Origin of the sequence: Henriciella sp. AS95, assembly GCF_038900055.1 — a bacterium.
In the GTDB taxonomy this organism is placed as follows: Bacteria; Pseudomonadota; Alphaproteobacteria; order Caulobacterales; family Hyphomonadaceae; genus Henriciella.
This window is the reverse complement of record NZ_JBBMQM010000001.1, coordinates 339,279-356,139: the sequence shown is the minus strand read 5'-3', so window position 1 is coordinate 356,139 and position 16,861 is coordinate 339,279. Positions and strand designations below refer to the sequence as shown.

General features: G+C 61.3%; 15 protein-coding genes. 11 read left to right on the top strand and 4 right to left on the bottom strand.

Annotated features, from left to right (window positions below):
* Positions 1-76 precede the first annotated feature (76 nt).
* Complete coding sequence (locus tag WNY37_RS01835) at positions 77-766, top strand: response regulator transcription factor (protein ID WP_342971747.1); 690 nt, start codon at positions 77-79, stop codon at positions 764-766.
* On the opposite strand, the gene WNY37_RS01830 is transcribed toward WNY37_RS01835, so the two are convergent.
* Together WNY37_RS01830 and WNY37_RS01825 are read right to left on the bottom strand one after the other, a co-directional pair.
* Positions 763-1,578: an exodeoxyribonuclease III gene (locus tag WNY37_RS01830; protein ID WP_342971746.1), complete on the bottom strand. Its 816-nt coding sequence runs from the start codon at positions 1,576-1,578 to the stop codon at positions 763-765. The two genes, WNY37_RS01835 and WNY37_RS01830, sit on opposite strands and share 4 nt — an antisense overlap.
* A gap of 74 nt (positions 1,579-1,652) precedes the next feature.
* A complete protein-coding gene (locus WNY37_RS01825) occupies positions 1,653-2,507 on the bottom strand; it encodes a DUF3108 domain-containing protein (protein ID WP_342971745.1) in 855 nt (284 codons plus the stop codon).
* 214 nt (positions 2,508-2,721) lie between these two features.
* Between WNY37_RS01825 and rpmB the strand changes: the two genes are divergently transcribed.
* The 5 genes from rpmB to WNY37_RS01800 all read left to right on the top strand — a co-directional run bounded on the left by rpmB (position 2,722) and on the right by WNY37_RS01800 (position 9,054).
* Positions 2,722-3,015, top strand: a complete 294-nt coding sequence (gene rpmB / locus WNY37_RS01820) for a 50S ribosomal protein L28 (RefSeq protein ID WP_342971744.1) — start codon at positions 2,722-2,724, stop codon at positions 3,013-3,015.
* A 115-nt stretch (positions 3,016-3,130) separates the two neighbouring features.
* Entirely contained in the window at positions 3,131-4,804 is a 1,674-nt protein-coding gene (locus WNY37_RS01815) for an amidohydrolase (RefSeq protein WP_342971743.1), read from the top strand.
* An 88-nt stretch (positions 4,805-4,892) separates the two neighbouring features.
* Complete coding sequence (gene cobS / locus WNY37_RS01810) at positions 4,893-5,876, top strand: cobaltochelatase subunit CobS (RefSeq protein ID WP_342971742.1); 984 nt, start codon at positions 4,893-4,895, stop codon at positions 5,874-5,876.
* A gap of 76 nt (positions 5,877-5,952) precedes the next feature.
* Positions 5,953-7,962: a cobaltochelatase subunit CobT gene (cobT, locus tag WNY37_RS01805; protein WP_342971741.1), complete on the top strand. Its 2,010-nt coding sequence runs from the start codon at positions 5,953-5,955 to the stop codon at positions 7,960-7,962.
* A 42-nt stretch (positions 7,963-8,004) separates the two neighbouring features.
* The gene (locus tag WNY37_RS01800) at positions 8,005-9,054 is read left to right on the top strand and encodes an esterase-like activity of phytase family protein (RefSeq protein WP_342971740.1); all 1,050 of its coding nucleotides are present in this window, start codon (positions 8,005-8,007) and stop codon (positions 9,052-9,054) included.
* Here WNY37_RS01800 and WNY37_RS01795 read toward each other — a convergent pair.
* On the bottom strand, positions 9,051-9,716 hold the full coding sequence (locus WNY37_RS01795; protein ID WP_342971739.1) for a Fe2+-dependent dioxygenase: 666 nt from the start codon (positions 9,714-9,716) through the stop codon (positions 9,051-9,053). The two genes, WNY37_RS01800 and WNY37_RS01795, sit on opposite strands and share 4 nt — an antisense overlap.
* An 82-nt stretch (positions 9,717-9,798) precedes the next feature.
* Here WNY37_RS01795 and WNY37_RS01790 point away from each other — a divergent pair, with 82 nt between their 5' ends.
* On the top strand, positions 9,799-10,629 hold the full coding sequence (locus WNY37_RS01790; protein ID WP_342971738.1) for a hypothetical protein: 831 nt from the start codon (positions 9,799-9,801) through the stop codon (positions 10,627-10,629).
* On the opposite strand, the gene WNY37_RS01785 is transcribed toward WNY37_RS01790, so the two are convergent.
* A complete protein-coding gene (locus WNY37_RS01785) occupies positions 10,626-11,216 on the bottom strand; it encodes a TlpA disulfide reductase family protein (RefSeq protein WP_342971737.1) in 591 nt (196 codons plus the stop codon). The two genes, WNY37_RS01790 and WNY37_RS01785, sit on opposite strands and share 4 nt — an antisense overlap.
* Positions 11,217-11,245: 29 nt before the next feature.
* Between WNY37_RS01785 and argH the strand changes: the two genes are divergently transcribed.
* Genes argH through WNY37_RS01765 form a run of 4 tightly spaced genes read left to right on the top strand, consistent with a single transcriptional unit; the run spans position 11,246 to position 16,800 of the window.
* Positions 11,246-12,661, top strand: coding sequence for an argininosuccinate lyase (gene argH, locus WNY37_RS01780; RefSeq protein WP_342971736.1), 1,416 nt, complete (start codon positions 11,246-11,248; stop codon positions 12,659-12,661).
* A complete protein-coding gene (locus WNY37_RS01775; protein ID WP_342971735.1) occupies positions 12,658-12,933 on the top strand; it encodes a hypothetical protein in 276 nt (91 codons plus the stop codon). Before argH ends, WNY37_RS01775 begins: the two co-directional genes overlap by 4 nt.
* A gap of 13 nt (positions 12,934-12,946) precedes the next feature.
* Entirely contained in the window at positions 12,947-14,212 is a 1,266-nt protein-coding gene (gene lysA, locus WNY37_RS01770; protein WP_342971734.1) for a diaminopimelate decarboxylase, read from the top strand.
* Positions 14,200-16,800 (top strand): DUF4175 family protein, encoded by a 2,601-nt coding sequence (locus WNY37_RS01765; RefSeq protein WP_342971733.1) that lies wholly within the window; start codon positions 14,200-14,202, stop codon positions 16,798-16,800. Before lysA ends, WNY37_RS01765 begins: the two co-directional genes overlap by 13 nt.
* Positions 16,801-16,861 lie beyond the last annotated feature (61 nt).

Genomic DNA, 16,861 nt, shown 5'->3' with positions numbered 1-16,861 from the left:
GACAGATTATCGCAAACACAGGTGACCATTTCTAGCAACGTCCTTATCTGGGCGGCACGCCTGAGTGGAGATCAGAATGATAAGCCAGAAAACCATCCTCCTGGTCGATGATGATGATGAGCTGCGCGAAGCGCTCGCCGAACAGTTTGATCTGCATGATGGCTTTGAAACAAGGCAGGTTTCAGGCGGCCTTGATGCGCTGAAACTTGCCGGGGAAGAGCGGCTGGACCTGATCCTGCTCGATATCGACATGCCGGACATGGATGGCCGCGAAACCTGCAAACAGATGCGGGCGCGCGGCGTGCGCGCGCCGATCATCATGCTGACCGGCCAGGACACCGATGCCGACACAATTCTCGGCCTCGAATCCGGTGCCAATGACTATGTCACCAAGCCGTTCCGCTTCTCGGTCCTGCTTGCCCGCGTTCGCGCGCACCTGCGCAGCTTTGAGCAGAGCGAAGATGCCACTTTCATGCTGGGGCCCTATGAATTCCACCCCGCCATGAAGCTTCTGGTGCGCGAGGATGACCGCAAGATCCGCCTCACCGAGAAAGAGACCAACATCCTGAAATATCTCTATCGCGCCGGCGGCAAATCAGTGCCACGCGACGAGCTCTTGTCAGAGGTCTGGGGTTACAACGCTGCTGTCACCACCCACACGCTGGAGACACATGTCTATCGCTTGCGCCAGAAGATCGAGCCGGACCCATCCAATGCGCGTCTGCTCCTGACCGAAACCGGTGGGTACAGGCTTCAGCCGAATTAGGCGCGCTTGAACGAACTGCTGATCGGCGCGTGGTCGGACGGCTTCCAGCCGCCGCGCCAGCCAAGATGGATCGAATAGCTATCAAGATCCGCCAGCCCCATCGCCTCATCATTCGCCCAGATATGGTCCAGTCGCCGTCCACGATTGGAGGCGGCCCAGTCCTTCGCCCGGTATGACCACCAGGTATAGAGCTTCTGGTCGTCGGCATGGCGTTCACGCGCGATATCGAAGAAGCCGCCATCCTTGCGCGCCTTCTCCAGCGCCTCGGTCTCCACCGGCGTATGGGACACGATCTTGAGAAGCTGCTTGTGCGACCAGACATCGTTCTCATGTGGCGCAACATTGAGATCGCCGACCAGGATGCGCGGCGACGGGTCCGATGTCCGGGTTTTGAAGTCCCGCGCCATGCAGGCGAGAAAATCGAGCTTGTGGGCAAATTTGTCATTCGTGTCAGGATTGGGCTCATCGCCGCCAGCCGGGAGGTATATATTGTGGACCTCAAAGCCTTCGATCTTCGCTGATTGTACCCTGGCATGGCCTTCCCGGCAGAGAGGGGGAGCGTCTCCCGCCTCGATCGGATGTTTCGAAACAATCGCGACACCGTGATGTCCGCCAGACTGCCCCAGCACCTGGAAATGCTTGTATCCGATGTCCTTGAACGGCTTTTCCGGGAATTCCGCCGTCTGGCATTTGATCTCCTGAAGGCACAGGACATCTGGCGCTTCCTGCTTCAGGAATTCCTGCACATTCGGGGCGCGAAGCCTGATCGAATTGATGTTCCAGCTGGTGATCTTGAAGGGGGATTTTGACATCAGATGGCCTTAGCCGCGCCGACCTGAGGGGTCAACGCGGCCAGGCATGTTGTCACTATTGGGCGGCGGCGCGCCTATTCGGCGTCCAGAGGTTCGAATTTCAGTTTCGAGACCTGAAGCGTGACCTTGCCGATCTTATCGGTGTCAGCCTGGATCTTCACGGGCATCACCGCACCATTTGGCAGCGGGGCCATCCACATGCGCAGCGGGCCATCGATGCCAGACAGCGTGTCCTTGTTGGCCTCGCCCTTCTTGTAGCCGGCAACCTTGTCCATGGTGACGTGGCATTCATAGGCCTCGCCGCGATAGGCGTCGGTTTTCACCTGCTTCAGGCCGGCATTCTCAAAGATGAGCCAGGTGAGCTGGCGTCCGTCGAAAATCTTCATCGGCGGACCGCATGGGTCAGACCCGGCCTGACGCGGAATGAAAGCGTGGCCGATAAAAGCCGTCAGCGGGTCAGATGCGTCGAGCTTCTGCGGCGGGGTGGCCGCCGGATCACCCAGATTGCCAAAGGCCGGATTGGCCGTCATGGCAACGTCAGACGCGCCATACGTCATCTCAACACGGCGATTTTTCTTGCCGTCATTGTTTTGTGAGACATAGGCGTAGGGCTGAAGGTGGTCATCGCGGACATAGCCGCTCGCAGCGAGCTCCATGTCATAATTGACGAGAATGTCAGCCAGGCCCGTCGTCTTCACCTTGCCCTTGATGGAATAAGTGTCGGGCTTCAGTTCGGTACGGAAATTCGCCTTGCCCGTAATCGGGATGAACAGCGCCCAGGCGGACGCCTTGACCTCATAGGTCAGCTTCATCGGCTCTCCAGCCTTGATGCTGGCGAGCGGCGTGGCAGTTGTAGCAGCGGTGTCAGCGACCGATACGCCAGCGGCAGTCAGGGCCAGAAGGCTGGCGGCGGCTAGAAACTTTTTCACGGTTCATTGTCCTCATAGTGAGCCATAATCCAGAACGACCCTATATGTGCCTTCTGGAATGCAGGCTGAACAGCCCTGCCCTTGCAATGCCACGATTAAATCACGGTTATGCCTCTGTGGGTTAAGGCTGTGACGGGCGGTTGACGGACCTGCGCTGTGCGCGTATGAGCGCCGCTTCGGATTTACTTGAAACACTCAAACATGCGAGCGCCCCATGGCACGCGAATGCGAACTCTCTGGCATCAAGCCAATCGTCGGCCACAAAGTGAGCCACTCGAACGTCAAGACCAAGCGCCGGTTCCTGCCGAACCTGGTGAATGTCACGCTCCGGTCTGAAGCCCTCGGCCAGGCTTACTCCATGCGCATCGCAGCCAAGACGCTGCGCACCGTGGACAAGCATGGCGGCCTCGACGGCTACCTCGCCAAGGCGAAGGACGAGCAGCTTTCCCCGAAAGCGCTGAAGATCAAGCGCGACATCGCCAAGCAGGCTGAAGAAGCCGCCGCCTAAGCTCTCGGCGACAGAATGATTTCAGAAAATGCGCTCCGCCGGGGCGCATTTTTTTTGCCTTTTCGCCGCGTGACACATTACAAGTCGTCTGACATCCAACCCATAGGAATGCCTCATGAAATGGTTCGCCGCTGCTTTTCTGACGCTCGCCCTCGCGGCCTGCGATACCGCCGGCACCGAAACCGAGGCTGCCGCCGCCGGCCAGGACGACACACCCCGCCAGCTGACAGTCTTCAGCGGCGGGACAATCTATACAGGGCTTGATGACCCCAAGACCGTCGATAGCGTGATCGTGGAAAACGGCCGGATTGTCGGGACGGCGCCGCCGCTTTCTGAAGACTGGAGCGAGGACGAAGTGACGCTTGTAGATCTCGGTGGCGCGGTCATGTATCCGGGCTTCACCGATGCGCATGCCCACCTGATCGGTATCGGCCAGCGCGAACTGATCTTCAGCCTCGAGGGCACCGCGTCCATTGCCGAGCTGGTCAGCCGGGTCGAGACGGAGTTGAAGGACAAGGCGCCCGGAGAGGTGCTGTTTGGGAGTGGCTGGATCGAGACAGGCTGGCCAGAGGGGCGGATGCCGTCTGCGGCAGACCTCGACGCCGTCAGCCCTGACAATCCTGTCATTCTCATGCGCGCCGATGGTCACGCGCTGGTGGCCAATACGGCCGCGCTGAAACTCGCCGACATCTACGATATTGGCGGCAACCCGCAGGGCGGCCGCGTTGAGCGCGGCGAGGGCATGAAGGCCACCGGCATCGTGATCGATAATTCCATGTATCCTGTGCTGCAACTCGTGCCTCCGGCGACCGAGGAACAAGAACGCGAGGCGTATAAGATCGGGGCGCAAGTCTATGTCTCGCGCGGCTGGACCGGCATGCACAATATGAATGTGGACCGCTATGGCGCGCCCATCATGAAGTCGCTGGACGAAGAAGGGCTGATGCCACTCAGGCTTTATAACGCCTATGACGAAAACGCCGACGATATTGCCCGCGAACGATCCTACGAGACCGATACGATCCGTAACCGGGCCATGAAGCTCTTCGTCGACGGCGCGCTCGGTAGCCGCGGCGCGCTTCTCATCGAGCCCTATTCCGATCGCCCGGATACAAGCGGGGTCGAAATCCTGGACCTCTACACCCTGCCCGTTCTGATGCAGAAAGCCGAAAAGGAAGGCGTTCAGCTGGCCATCCATGCCATCGGCGATCTCGCCAACCGGCGCATTCTCGATGCGTATGAAGAGCTCGGCTATGGACCAGACCTGCGCTGGCGCATCGAACATGCGCAAGTGCTGGCCTCTGAGGACATCGCGCGGGTCGGTGAGCTGGGTCTGATTGCGTCCATGCAGCCAAGCCACGCCATTGGGGATCTTAAATTCGCCCCGGCCCGCCTCGGCATGGACAGGCTTGGCGGGGCCTATGCCTGGAAGAGCCTGATCGACAGCGGCGCGATTGTTGCTGGTGGCTCCGATGCGCCGGTCGAAGTCGGCTCGCCGCTGATCGAGTTCTATGCCGCCGTGGCCCGCAAGGACCTTGAGGGCAATTCTGGCGAAGGCTGGCACCCGGAAGAGGCGCTATCGCGCGAAGAAGCCCTGAAGCTGTTTACCTCGAACGCTGCTTATGCGGCCTTCATGGAAGACGAGCTCGGCACAATCGAAGCGGGCAAACTCGCAGATTTTACAGTCTTTGACCGCGATCTGTTGACAGTGCCTGAGGCAGAGATCCTGGACGCCCAGCCAGTGATGACAGTCGTTCAGGGCGAAATTGTCTGGCGCGCCGGGGATTGATCTTGACCTTGGGTCGCACTAGCCGCATGGCAATCGCGTGCTAGAACCCCACCTGAAGAACTGAAGACGACGCCGGAGACGATACGAGATGAGCCTGACCAGCGATACCGATGCCCTGAACGGTCTGGAACCGACTGTGGAAATCAAGGTGCGCGATGTGTTTGGCATCGAGACCGACATGGTCGTGCACGGGTTCAAGGACAGAACGGAATACGTCCCTGAAATCGACGAGTCCTATCGGTTCGATCCTCAGACCACGATGGCGATCCTGGCTGGCTTTGAGCACAATCGCCGCGTCATGGTCCAAGGCTATCACGGCACCGGTAAGTCGACCCATATCGAACAGGTCGCCGCGCGTCTCAACTGGCCGATGATCCGGATCAACCTCGACAGCCATGTCAGCCGGATCGACATGGTCGGCAAGGACGCGATCGTCCTGAAAGAAGGCGTGCAGATCACCGAATTTCGTGAAGGCATCCTGCCTTGGGCGCTGCAACGCCCGGTCGCGATCACTTTTGACGAATACGATGCCGGCCGTCCGGACGTGATGTTCGTGATCCAGCGCGTTCTGGAAGCCTCTGGCCGCCTGACCCTGCTCGACCAGAACCGCGTGATCGACCCGAACCCCTATTTCCGCCTCTTCGCGACGACGAACACCGTCGGCCTGGGCGATACGACGGGCCTCTATCACGGCACCCAACAGCTCAACCAGGGTCAGATGGACCGCTGGAGCATCGTCACGACGCTGAACTATCTCGAGCACGATGCCGAGGTCGAAATCGTGGCAACCAAGGCGACCGACCTCGACAAGGACCTCTTGTCGAAGATGGTTCGCCTCGCCGATCTCACACGGAACGCCTTCATGAACGGTGACATCTCCACCGTGATGAGCCCGCGGACCGTGATTACCTGGGCGGAGAACTACAAGATCTTCGGTGACCTCGGTCACTCCTTCCGGATGACCTTCCTCAACAAGTGCGATGAGCTTGAGCGTCCATTGGTCGCCGAAATGTATCAGCGCTGCTTTGACGAAGAGCTGCCGGAAAGCGCGCTGATGGTGCGCGTCGCCTGACCTTACAGCCTGAGAAGGCTTTCTTTCCCCTGCGATCGCTCTTCGCATCTGCGAATGCGCACGCTATGTGAGTATCATGGCCAAGACGGACGACACGCCTTTCGAACTCTTCAAGCAGGCGCTTGCGGCTACCGCCAAGGCGATGAGCCAGGCGCGCGATGTCGACACCTCGTTCAGCGCTGAGGCAGGCCGCGCCGAAGACGGACGGCTGATCCTGCAAACGCCGCCGCGCGAACTCTCGCCGCAACAGGCGGCCCGTGCGCGCGGCGAGGCCGACGCGCTGGCCCTTCGCATGGCGCACCACGATCCAGTCGCCCATAGCGCCGAACGTCCCTCCGGTGAGATGGCCCGCCAGGTCTATGAGGCCGCCGAGCGGGCGCGGATCGAATCCATCGGCGCGCGCGCCATGGACGGCACGGCCCGAAACCTCGATGCGGCCCTGTCGGCGCGCTGCGAGAAAGCGGGCTACACCCGCATGCAGGACCGCACCGAGGCACCCATTGCTCCGGCGCTGGAATTCCTGCTGCGCGAAAAACTAACCGGCCGTCCCCTGCCCCCGGAAGCCGAAGGCATCGCCTCGATCTGGCGTGAAGAAGTCAATGAGCGCGGCGGCGATACGCTGGAAAAACTGATCGAGCAGCTCGGGGATCAGCGCCAGTTCGCCAAGACCGTCCAGCAGCTCATCAAGGACCTCACCGAAGGCGAAGAGTCGGGCGAAGACGCCGAAGACGACTCAGAATCCGAACAGGACAGCGAAGAAGACCAGCAGTCGGCGGCCAGTGACGACCCGGATGCCGGCGACGAGTCCGAAGGCAGCTCCACCGAAGAGATGGAGGCCGGCGACAGCGACGATGTCGAAGGTGAAGAGACCAATGTCAGCGTCGACGCAGACGCCGAATCCGAAGGCGATGACGATGTCGATGAAACGGATGATGGCTCACGACCGCTCCGCCCCAATTTCCGGGACGGCGACGACAAACCGGAATTCGTCTACCGCACCTTCACCAAGGCCCATGACGAGATCGCGAATGCCGCCGATCTCTGCGACGGCGAAGAGCTGACGCGCCTGCGCGCCTATCTCGATCATCAGCTGCAGACCCTGCAGGGCGCAGTTTCCAAGCTTGCCAACAAGCTGCAACGCCGCCTGATGGCACAGCAGAACCGCTCATGGTCCTTTGACCTTGAAGAGGGCGTGCTCGATACAGCGCGCCTGACCCGCGTCATCACCGACCCCACGGCGCCGCTCTCCTTCAAACAGGAAGATGACAGCGAGTTCCGCGACACAGTCGTCACGCTTCTTCTCGACAATTCCGGCTCTATGCGCGGCCGGCCGATCATGGTGGCAGCGCTTTGCGCGGACATCCTGGCCCGTACGCTGGAGCGCTGCGGTGTGAAGGTCGAAATCCTCGGCTTTACGACAAAGGCCTGGAAGGGTGGCTTGTCCCGCGAGGACTGGGTGAAGGCGAACAAGCCTGCCGGCCCCGGCCGCCTCAATGATCTGCGCCACATCATCTACAAGTCGGCTGACGCCCCGTGGCGCCGGGCGCGCCGTAACCTTGGCCTGATGATGCGCGAGGGCTTGCTGAAAGAGAATATCGACGGTGAAGCCCTGCTCTGGGCGCATGAGCGCATCCTTGGCCGGCCCGAGCAGCGCAAGATCCTGATGGTGATCTCGGACGGTGCGCCGGTCGACGATTCCACCTTGTCTGTGAACGTCGGCAATTATCTCGAGCGCCATTTGCGCCAGGTCATCGCCGAGATCGAAGGCCGCAGCCCTGTCGAACTCATCGCCATCGGCATCGGACATGACGTGACGCGCTATTACCGCCGCGCCGTGACAATCGTCGACGCCGAACAACTCGGCGGTGCAATGACAGAACAGCTTGCCAGCCTGTTTGACGAGAAAGGCAACGCGCCGGAGCCGTCGGCCATGGCTGTGCCGCCCTTGCGCGGGGAAAGCCGTGGCTTCTCGAGCGGCGTCTCTTCGACAGGCTCAGGCGGCCCGCGCTACGGTGGCAAGGTCTCCAGCCGCGATGTGAAGACGACAAGTTTTCAGGATGTTGCCCGCAAAGCGTCGAAATCCTGAGCGATACCCCGCCTGTAGGCGAATCACAGACGAGGGCTGACCATGCGCAACACACTATGGATACTGGGTGGATTGCTGCTCGCGAGCGCCTGCCGCGCATCCGCGCCCGATCCGGCAATTTCGCTCGAAGACGCCGCGCTATGGTCTTTTTCAGACCGGCTCGCCCCCCTTCAGGAAGCCTCGTGCCCTGACGGCGCCGTCCCGGGTTATGAGATTTCGACACTCATCGATGTAGAGCCCGTGTCGCTTGGTAGCGCGGATGATGTTTCCGGCGCCTTGAAAGGCGTCGAGTTCAAGGGTGGCTGGGCCCTGTCGTCCCCCGTGGCCTCGTTTGGCGGCCTGTCGGGGCTCGATATCCTCCCCGATGGTGACTTGCTCGCCGTGTCCGATAGCGGCGCATTCATTCGCGTCGGGTTTGACCAGGCCGCGCTGCAGCCGACCGGGCAGGCATCGATCGCCTTCATGCAGGATGCGAGCGGCGATATCCTGATCGGAAAAGCGGATGCCGATTCCGAGGGCCTCGCCTATCGCGACGGGATCGCGCTTGTCAGTTTCGAGCGAAATCACCGCGTGCTGGCGTTCAATTACGGCCTTTGCGGCGCGAATGCTCGCGGCATCGAAGTTGCGGATATCGGCTCGCGGCCGCAGACCCTCGGCCAATCGATCCGCGGAAATGCGGGCGCCGAAGCTCTTGCGCTTGACGGCGATGAGCTGACGATCGGGCTGGAGACCGTCATCAATGGTCAGGGGCCTGTTGCGACCATCTCCGAAGATGGCGCGCCGCTTTTTGCGCGCCAGACCTGGCTTGAAACCAGCGGCGTTCCCCTGGTGGGCATGGATCGAACCCCTGAGGCGCTGTTCAGCCTGCAACGCGCCTATAATCCACTGACCGGCAACACGATTTATGTTCGCCAATCCGATGAGGCTGGCACACGATTGCTCGCAAAGCTGAAAAAGCCCCTGACCGTCGACAATTTCGAAGGCATTGCTGTCGATAGCCGGGCCGGCGTGACGCGCATTTTCCTGATTGCGGACGACAATTTCAGTGACGACCAGCAAACCCTGCTCTTTGTTTTCGAACTCAAATCCTAGCGGGCCCACATCCGGATCAGGTTTGAGATCGTCTTGTCGAGGATGAGCTTCTGCTCCCGCGTTCCTTTCGGAAGTGCCGCCCGCGTGGTTTCAAGGTCAAACAGGATCTCGCGCTGGTCGGCCCGCTGGACCCGGCTCTCGATCCATCCGACGCAGGCCAGACGTGATCCGGATGTGACCGGGCGCACTTCATGAATGGCGCCGGACGGATAGAGGATCATGGTGCCGGCATCGGGTTTGGCGGTGAAGTCGCCCGCTGAGGTGAGAAGATGCAGTTCGCCGCCTTCATAGGAGTCCGGATCGCTGAGGAATATGGTGAAAGACAGGTCGGTCCGCATCTGCCGTCCATCAGATGACATCAGCGCATTATCAACGTGGAATCCGTAATGGCCTTCACCCTCGGTCCGGCTGAGAAGCAGGCGTGAAAACCGGCGCGGCCGCGCCATCGTCTTCACCGTTTGATTTGCCGACAAGGCCGTCATCATGAAATCGTGCAGACCCTGACCAAGGTCTGACTTCAGATTAGCTTGCAGGTTTGCCTTCACGGTCCGCGCCGTGCGCCCCGCCGTTTCGCGGCCGTCGCGCCAGTCAAGCTCCGCAGATTTCTTGCGGACGCGCTCGATATCGCGTTTTTTCAGGACGTCGGGGATCGTGAGGAACATGGGTTTCCTGTTGAGTTTGAGAATGATTTGCAGTAAACGATGCGCCGAGACTTGTCATTACCGCTATGCACCGGAGTTATAAATGTCCTTTACGCCCCGCAATCTTGTCCGCTTCGGACTAGCCGCTGCCCTGCTTGGGTCAACATCCCTCGCCGCCTGTGGTGGTGAAGCCGGAGAAGGCGAGGCTGGAGAGGGCGAAGCCGCTGCCGTCGGTGAAGCGGGCGAAGCAACCTCCTACTCTGGAGAAGGAGGCGAAGGCGCTTCTTATGCCGGAGAGGGCGAAGGCGGCGAAGGTGAGGGCGGTGAAGGCGGCGCGAATAGCCCCGCTGAGATGCCGATCCAGAACCGGCTCGCTTTCATGCGCGGCCATGTCGAGGCGGGTCTTGCCCTATACCGCGCCGGCGCACCCGAACAGGCGGCGCGCCATCTCCTTCATCCGGTGTCTGAAACCCATGCAGCAGAGCGCGAAGGCCTCGATGAGCTTGGCTTCAATGGGCCGCTTTTCGAAAGCATTTCAGCGGCGCTGGACTCCGGCACGGAATCCTCAGAAATCGAAGCGGATCTCGCAGCGGCAGAAGAAAACCTCGCCATGCTCGCCGACGAAGTTGGCGGTAACCCCAAGGACATCATCAACTTCCTGATGGACACCACGCTGGCGGAGTACCGTGTCGGCGTTGTGGACGTCGAGATTGTGAATGCCGGTGAGTATCAGGACGCATACGGTTTCGTGACGGTCGCTGAGGATTATGCCGCAGACCTTGAAGGCGATGCGGGCGATGCCGTCCGCACTGAACTTGCTGTGCTGAAGGCGATCTGGCCGAGCGCGCCGCTGGCTGATTCGACCCCTGCCCCGGTCGATCAGGTCGCGGCTCAGGTGTCTCGCGTCCAGCTGGAGCTGTCAGCGATCCGCTAGTCAGTGATCGCGTCGATCAGCGCCGCGGCTTCATACGAATTCCAATCGGCTTCACCCGAAAGCCTGGCGATTTCGACGCCGTCTTCGTCATAGATGATGGTGGTCGGAAAGCCGCGTGCGCTTGAATCGTAGACCACATCCCAGTTTTCCGGTGGCGCGAAATAGAAATCCAGCACGCCGCCGGTCAGTTCGTCGAGGCGCTGGATGGCATAGTCCTTGTCTTCGGCGGCGTCGACGCTGATCGCGATGACCTGGAAGTCATCGCTGCCTTTCTGCGTCTCCAGGGCTGCCAGTGAGGGCATTTCCCGCTCGCACGGGCCGCACCATGTCGCCCAGAAATTGACCAGCGTGACCTTGCCCTTGAAGTCTGACAGCGTCGCTTCAGTGCCGTCCGGCCCCTCAAATGTGGCAGGCGAAACCACCGCTCCCTTCTTCTTCGTATCGAGTTTGACGAGGCTGCCGGTCGCAAGTTTCTCGATCGGATCGGAACTTCCACCCTTGGAAGTCGCGCTCAGCAATGCAAAAGACACCGCAACGACCAATCCAAGGATCAAGACCGGGATCGCGATTTTCAGGGCGCGGGACATGTTTTGCTCCATTTAACAGGACTGCACATATGGCGGATACGAAAAGCCAAGGCCAGCAGATGTGGGGAGGACGCTTTGCCGCGCAGCCATCCGATATCATGCAATCGATCAATGCCTCAATCGATATCGACAAACGCATGGCCCTGCAGGACGTCGCCGGAAGCCGCGCCCACGCTGACATGCTGGCTGAATGCGGCATCATTTCCGAAGACGACAATGAGGCGATCCAGGCCGGCCTTGATACGGTCCTGGAAGAGGTGCAGGCAGGCACATTCCCTTATCGGGTAGAGCTGGAAGACATTCACATGAATGTCGAGGCGCGCCTGAAAGAGCTGATTGGTGAGCCCGCCGGGCGGCTTCACACGGCCCGCTCGCGCAATGATCAGGTGGTCACGGACTTCCGGCTCTGGACACGCGGTGCGCTCAGCGAGGCGCAGGTCGCCCTTCGGGCGCTGCAGAAAGCACTCGTCGCCCGCGCCGGTGAGAATACTGACACCGTGATGCCCGGCTTCACCCACCTCCAGACCGCCCAGCCGGTGACGCTTGGCCACCACCTGCTCGCCTATGTCGAGATGATCGAACGCGACAAGGGCCGCTGCCGCGACGCGGCCCAGCGTCTCAACGAATCGCCGCTTGGCGCTGCCGCGCTTGCCGGCACCGGCTTCCCCATCGACCGCGACGCCACGGCCGAGGCGCTCGGCTTTGACCGGCCCATGGCCAATTCACTCGACGCCGTGTCAGCCCGCGACTTTGCGCTGGAATCGCTCGCAGCCCTCGCCATCGCCGCAACGCACCTCTCGCGTCTGGCTGAGGAGATCGTCCTCTGGTCGAGCGCCCAGTTCAGCTTCGCGCGGCTCTCCGATGAATGGTCCACCGGCTCATCCATCATGCCGCAAAAGCGCAACCCCGACGCCGCCGAGCTGATCCGCGCAAAGGCGGCGCTGATCGCCGGCCAGTTCGCCAGCCTTCAGGGCGCGGTCAAAGCCCTGCCCCTCGCCTATGCCAAGGACCTGCAGGACGACAAGCGCCTGACTTTCGAGGCGTTCGACACGTTCGGCCTCAGCGTCAAGGCGATGACGGGCATGATCGAAACCATGACCTTCAACGCCGAATCCATGCGCGCTGCCGCCGCCAAGGGCTTCTCCACGGCGACCGATCTGGCCGACTTTCTTGTGCGCGAGCTGAAGATGCCATTCCGGGATGCGCACCACGTCACCGGCCGCATCGTGGCAACCGCCGAAGCCGAAGGCGTCGATCTCGCCGCGTTGCCATTACAATCCATGCAGACTGTCGAACCGCGCCTTACAGAAGACGTATTTTCCGTGCTAAGCGTCGAAGCATCAGCAGCGAGCCGCCGGTCCTATGGTGGCACGTCGCCTGAACGCGTCAGCGAACAGGTGGAACAATGGAAAAAGCGCCTCGGCCTGGAGACAGAGACGGCATGAAGAAATCAATCCTATTCGCAACGGGAATCGCCCTGACGGGCGTGCTTGGCGGCTGCGGTGTTCGCGGTGACCTGCGACGCCCGCCACCGATCTTTTCAGAGCCACCAAGCGAAGAAGCGCAAATTCCAGTCGATGCCCCGGTCGAGTTCGCGCTGCGTCCAGAACAGGCAGATGACGGCGCTTATTACAATCCCCTCGGCGGAGAGATCCCGAAGCCCGACCCAGCCGCTGATGTTGGCGAAGACGGGCTCGGCGATATCCCGTCTGGCTAGGACCTGATACCACGTGCACCACTTTACTTATCGCGACGGACGGCTTCACTGCGAAGACGTCTCCCTTGATGCCATCGCTGATGCGGTCGGTACGCCCGTTTACGTCTACTCCTCTGCGACCCTGCGCCGTCATGCGCGGGTCATCGGCGAAGCGTTTGACGGGATGGACTGCCTCATCGCCTATTCGGTGAAGGCAAACGGCAATATCGGCGTTCTGAAAACCCTCGCGGCTGAAGGCTGCGGCGCCGATGTGGTGAGCGGCGGTGAATTGAGGCGCGCCCGCGCCGCAGGTATCCCGGCTTCGAAGATTGTCTTCTCCGGTGTGGGCAAGACGCGGGCGGAAATCCGCCTCGGCCTCGGTGAAGGCATCCACCAGTTCAACATCGAAAGCTCTGCAGAGCTGGCCGTCCTCGCCGAGGAAGCGCAGGCCCTCGGCAAGACAGCCCATGTCGCTGTCCGTGTGAACCCTGACGTCGCCGCTGGCGGCCATCCGAACATCTCGACAGGCAAGGCTGGCGACAAATTCGGCGTGCCATGGGACGAGGCCGAGAAAGCCTATGATCAGATCGCCGCGACCAAAGGCGTCGAAGCGGTGGGCGTCGATGTACATATCGGCTCGCAGATCGACCAGATCGCGCCGATGCGGGCTGCCTTTGAGCGTGTCGTGTCGCTGATCAAGCGGCTGCGCGACAAGGGCCATGCCATCAACCGCGTCGATGTTGGCGGCGGCCTCGGTATTCCCTACCGCGACAGCGATAATCCGCCGCCCCCGTCGCAATACGCCAATATGATCCGCGAGGTGACGGAAGGTCTCGGACTTCAGGTCATCCTCGAGCCTGGCCGCGTCATCGCTGGCAATGCTGGCGTCATGGTCACCGAAGCGCTGTATCTGAAACCGGCGCCAAAGCGGACATTCCTGATCGTCGATGCCGGCATGAATGATTTGATGCGCCCGGCGCTCTATCAGGCCCACCACGAATTTCTGCCGGTACGTGAACGCAGCGCCGATGCCGAAACAACGACCTATGATGTCGTCGGCCCGATCTGCGAGTCGACGGACAAGTTTGCTGCAGAGCGCACCATGCCCGTGATTGAACAAGGCGACCGCATCGCGATAATGTCAGCCGGGGCCTATGGTGCCGCGCTTTCGTCGCAATACAATGCAAGACCATTGGTGGCTGAAGTGCTTGTGGACGGAGACAAGTTCGCCGTCGTGCGCCGCCGCCCGAGTTTTGACGAGATGATTGCGCTGGAGACGACCCCTGATTGGCTGACCTGAAACGCATCCCCGGCGTCCAGACCAAGATAGCGCGAACCCGTAGCGCGCTGTGGAGGCTGTATGCCGCAAAGGCGTTCTGGCCCTTCCTGATTCTCGTTGCGACCTTCCTCTTCCTGGCGCTGTCAGGCATCCTCGATACATCGACGGAAAGGTTTGCCTCGCTTGCGCTGATTATTTTTGTCGCGGCGACGATCATTCTGGGGGTGCTCGGCTGGGCCCGTTTCGTCAGTCCGCCCCGCTCTGAAGCGATTGACCTGCTTGATCGCCAGTCGGACCTGCGACCCCTTTCCATGCTCAGCGACCGCCCGTCGCGACCGGATGCCGAGGGCGTGGCCTTGTGGCGTGCCCATGAGACGCGTCTCACCGACGCGGCAAGGCGGCTTAGCGTTCCAAGCATGGCGGCAGACTGGAAGCGCTTTGACCCGCTCTATCTGCGCTATCTGGTGCCGACCGTTCTCGCCCTGCTGCTCGCCATGACATGGACGACCGCCGGTGATCGCCTGCAGCGGGCTTTCTCCCCTGACTTCGGCAGCCTGTTTGGTGCCGAAACCATCCGGATCGAAGCCTGGATCACGCCGCCATCTCATACAGGCCGCCCCCCTGTCTTCCTGACGGCCGATCAGGAAACCGTCCGTGTCCCGGCCGGATCGGAGATCACCGTGCGCGCTCAGGCGCCGTCAGCTCCCAAACTTCGTATTGATGGGCTGAATGATCGCCAGAAGATCGTGTTCACGGAAACTCCCGAAGGGGCTTTTGAAGCAAAGGGCATCATCAAGGCCGACAGTGATATCCGCGTCACCTGGTGGGGCGACCGGGCAGGTTGGCAGATCCAGGCATCGCCTGACGCGCCGCCTGAAGTGGAATGGGTGTCCGACCCGGAGATGACACCGACCGACCAGACCGAATTCAGCTGGAAGGTGTCTGACGATTACGGCGTTGAAACGCTGGAACTGGTCATGCTGCGCACCGATGAGGGCCTGACAGCGACTCCGGACACGGTGCCGGTCCAGTTGCCGGCCATCTCGCCCAAGGCGGCTGAGGAGACCAGCTCCCTCGATCTGACCCGTCACCGCTGGGCCGGGCTTGAGGTCGAGGCGCGCCTTCGCGCCACCGATGGCGCAGGCCAGATTGGCTATAGTGAGGTCGTGACCTTCGTGGTGCCTGAAAAGCTGCTGCTGCAGCCGCTCGCGCGGGCCATTCAGGATATTCGGGTCACGGTCCTTCGCGAGGATGGCGCATATGCAGAGCTCGCCAATCAGGAGGCCCTGAACGCAGGCGAGATCTTCACGGCAGCGACCCAACGCATCTCAGCCGCACCGCCCGGCATTCAGCGGGCCTCCCGCATGATCGAAGCGGTCACCTATGAAGCGCCAACCTATTTCGAGGATGTCAGTATCTATTTCGGCCTTCGTCATGCCGACGCCATCCTGCAATCGGCCTCATCCACGGACGAGGCTTACACCACCGAGCCGCTTCTCTGGTCGATGGCCCTGCGCGCCGAATATGGCAGCGCGGCAGACGCCTTGCGTGCCTTGCAGGCGGCCAAGCGCGCCCTTGAGGAGGCTCTGCGTGACGGAGCGTCGGAAGCGGAAATCCAGCGTCGCCTGGAAGCTTTCAAGCAGGCCGCCCAGAATTATCTCGCCGCCCGCATGGCAGAAGCGCTCGCCAATGGGTTAGAGGCGCCACAGGACGATACAGACAGCGCCGCGAGTGGCGGCGGATCGGGCCTCGGCGGCTCTGACTTCGCCGACATGCTGGATGCGCTTTCAGACCTGACGGAAACCGGCGCGAGCGATCAGGCTCGCCAGCTTCTCGCAGACATCACCAATATGCTCGAAAACCTCGAATTCCAGCAGGGCAATGGCAGCGGTGACGGTCTTCCCGGAATGCCGGGAGAGCAGGGCGAGAATGATGAAGATGTACCTCAGGAAGAGCGCGAGCTGACCGATACGCTTCGCGAGCTGTCTGACCTGCTGCGCGAACAGCGCGAACTGAATGATGACACGATGGCCGACGAGCGCGGTGAACGCGGTCAGCGGGGCCAGCAGCCAGACGGACAGGAAGGCGAGGGTGACGGCGAAGGCACCAGTCTGGCTGATCGGCAGGACGGCTTGGGCGATCTGGTCGAAGAACTGCAGCGCCGCCTCGACGAAGAAGGCCAGATCGGAGGCGGCGAGGAGGGCGAAGACGCTGAGGGCCTTGCCGGGGTCGATGAGGACGCGCTCAACGCTATTGAGCGGTCGCAGCGCCGCGCCGCTGAAGCGCTTCGGGATGGCAATAGCATGCGGGCGCAGCGCAATCAGGATGAAGCAACCGAGCAGCTTCGCGATCTGGCTCAGCAGCTGGCCGGTGAGCTTGATGAGCTTCGCCGTGAGAGACTCGGCGACGAATATGGCGATCAGGCGCAGGAAACCGATCCGTTCGGACGTCCGATGGGCGGGGTCGCCGATGGACGCAATGTCGATATTCCTGATGAGGCTGAACGCCAGCGCGCGAAGGACATCCTGGAAGAGCTTCGCCGACGCTATGGCGATACCGCCGACGAAGAAGAGCGAAACTACCTCGAACGGCTCCTGGACCGGTTCTAAATTGTGATCAGCCCGTTATCGGCCTGAAATCGACCCAGGATCGGCCTATAATCGGCCTGTC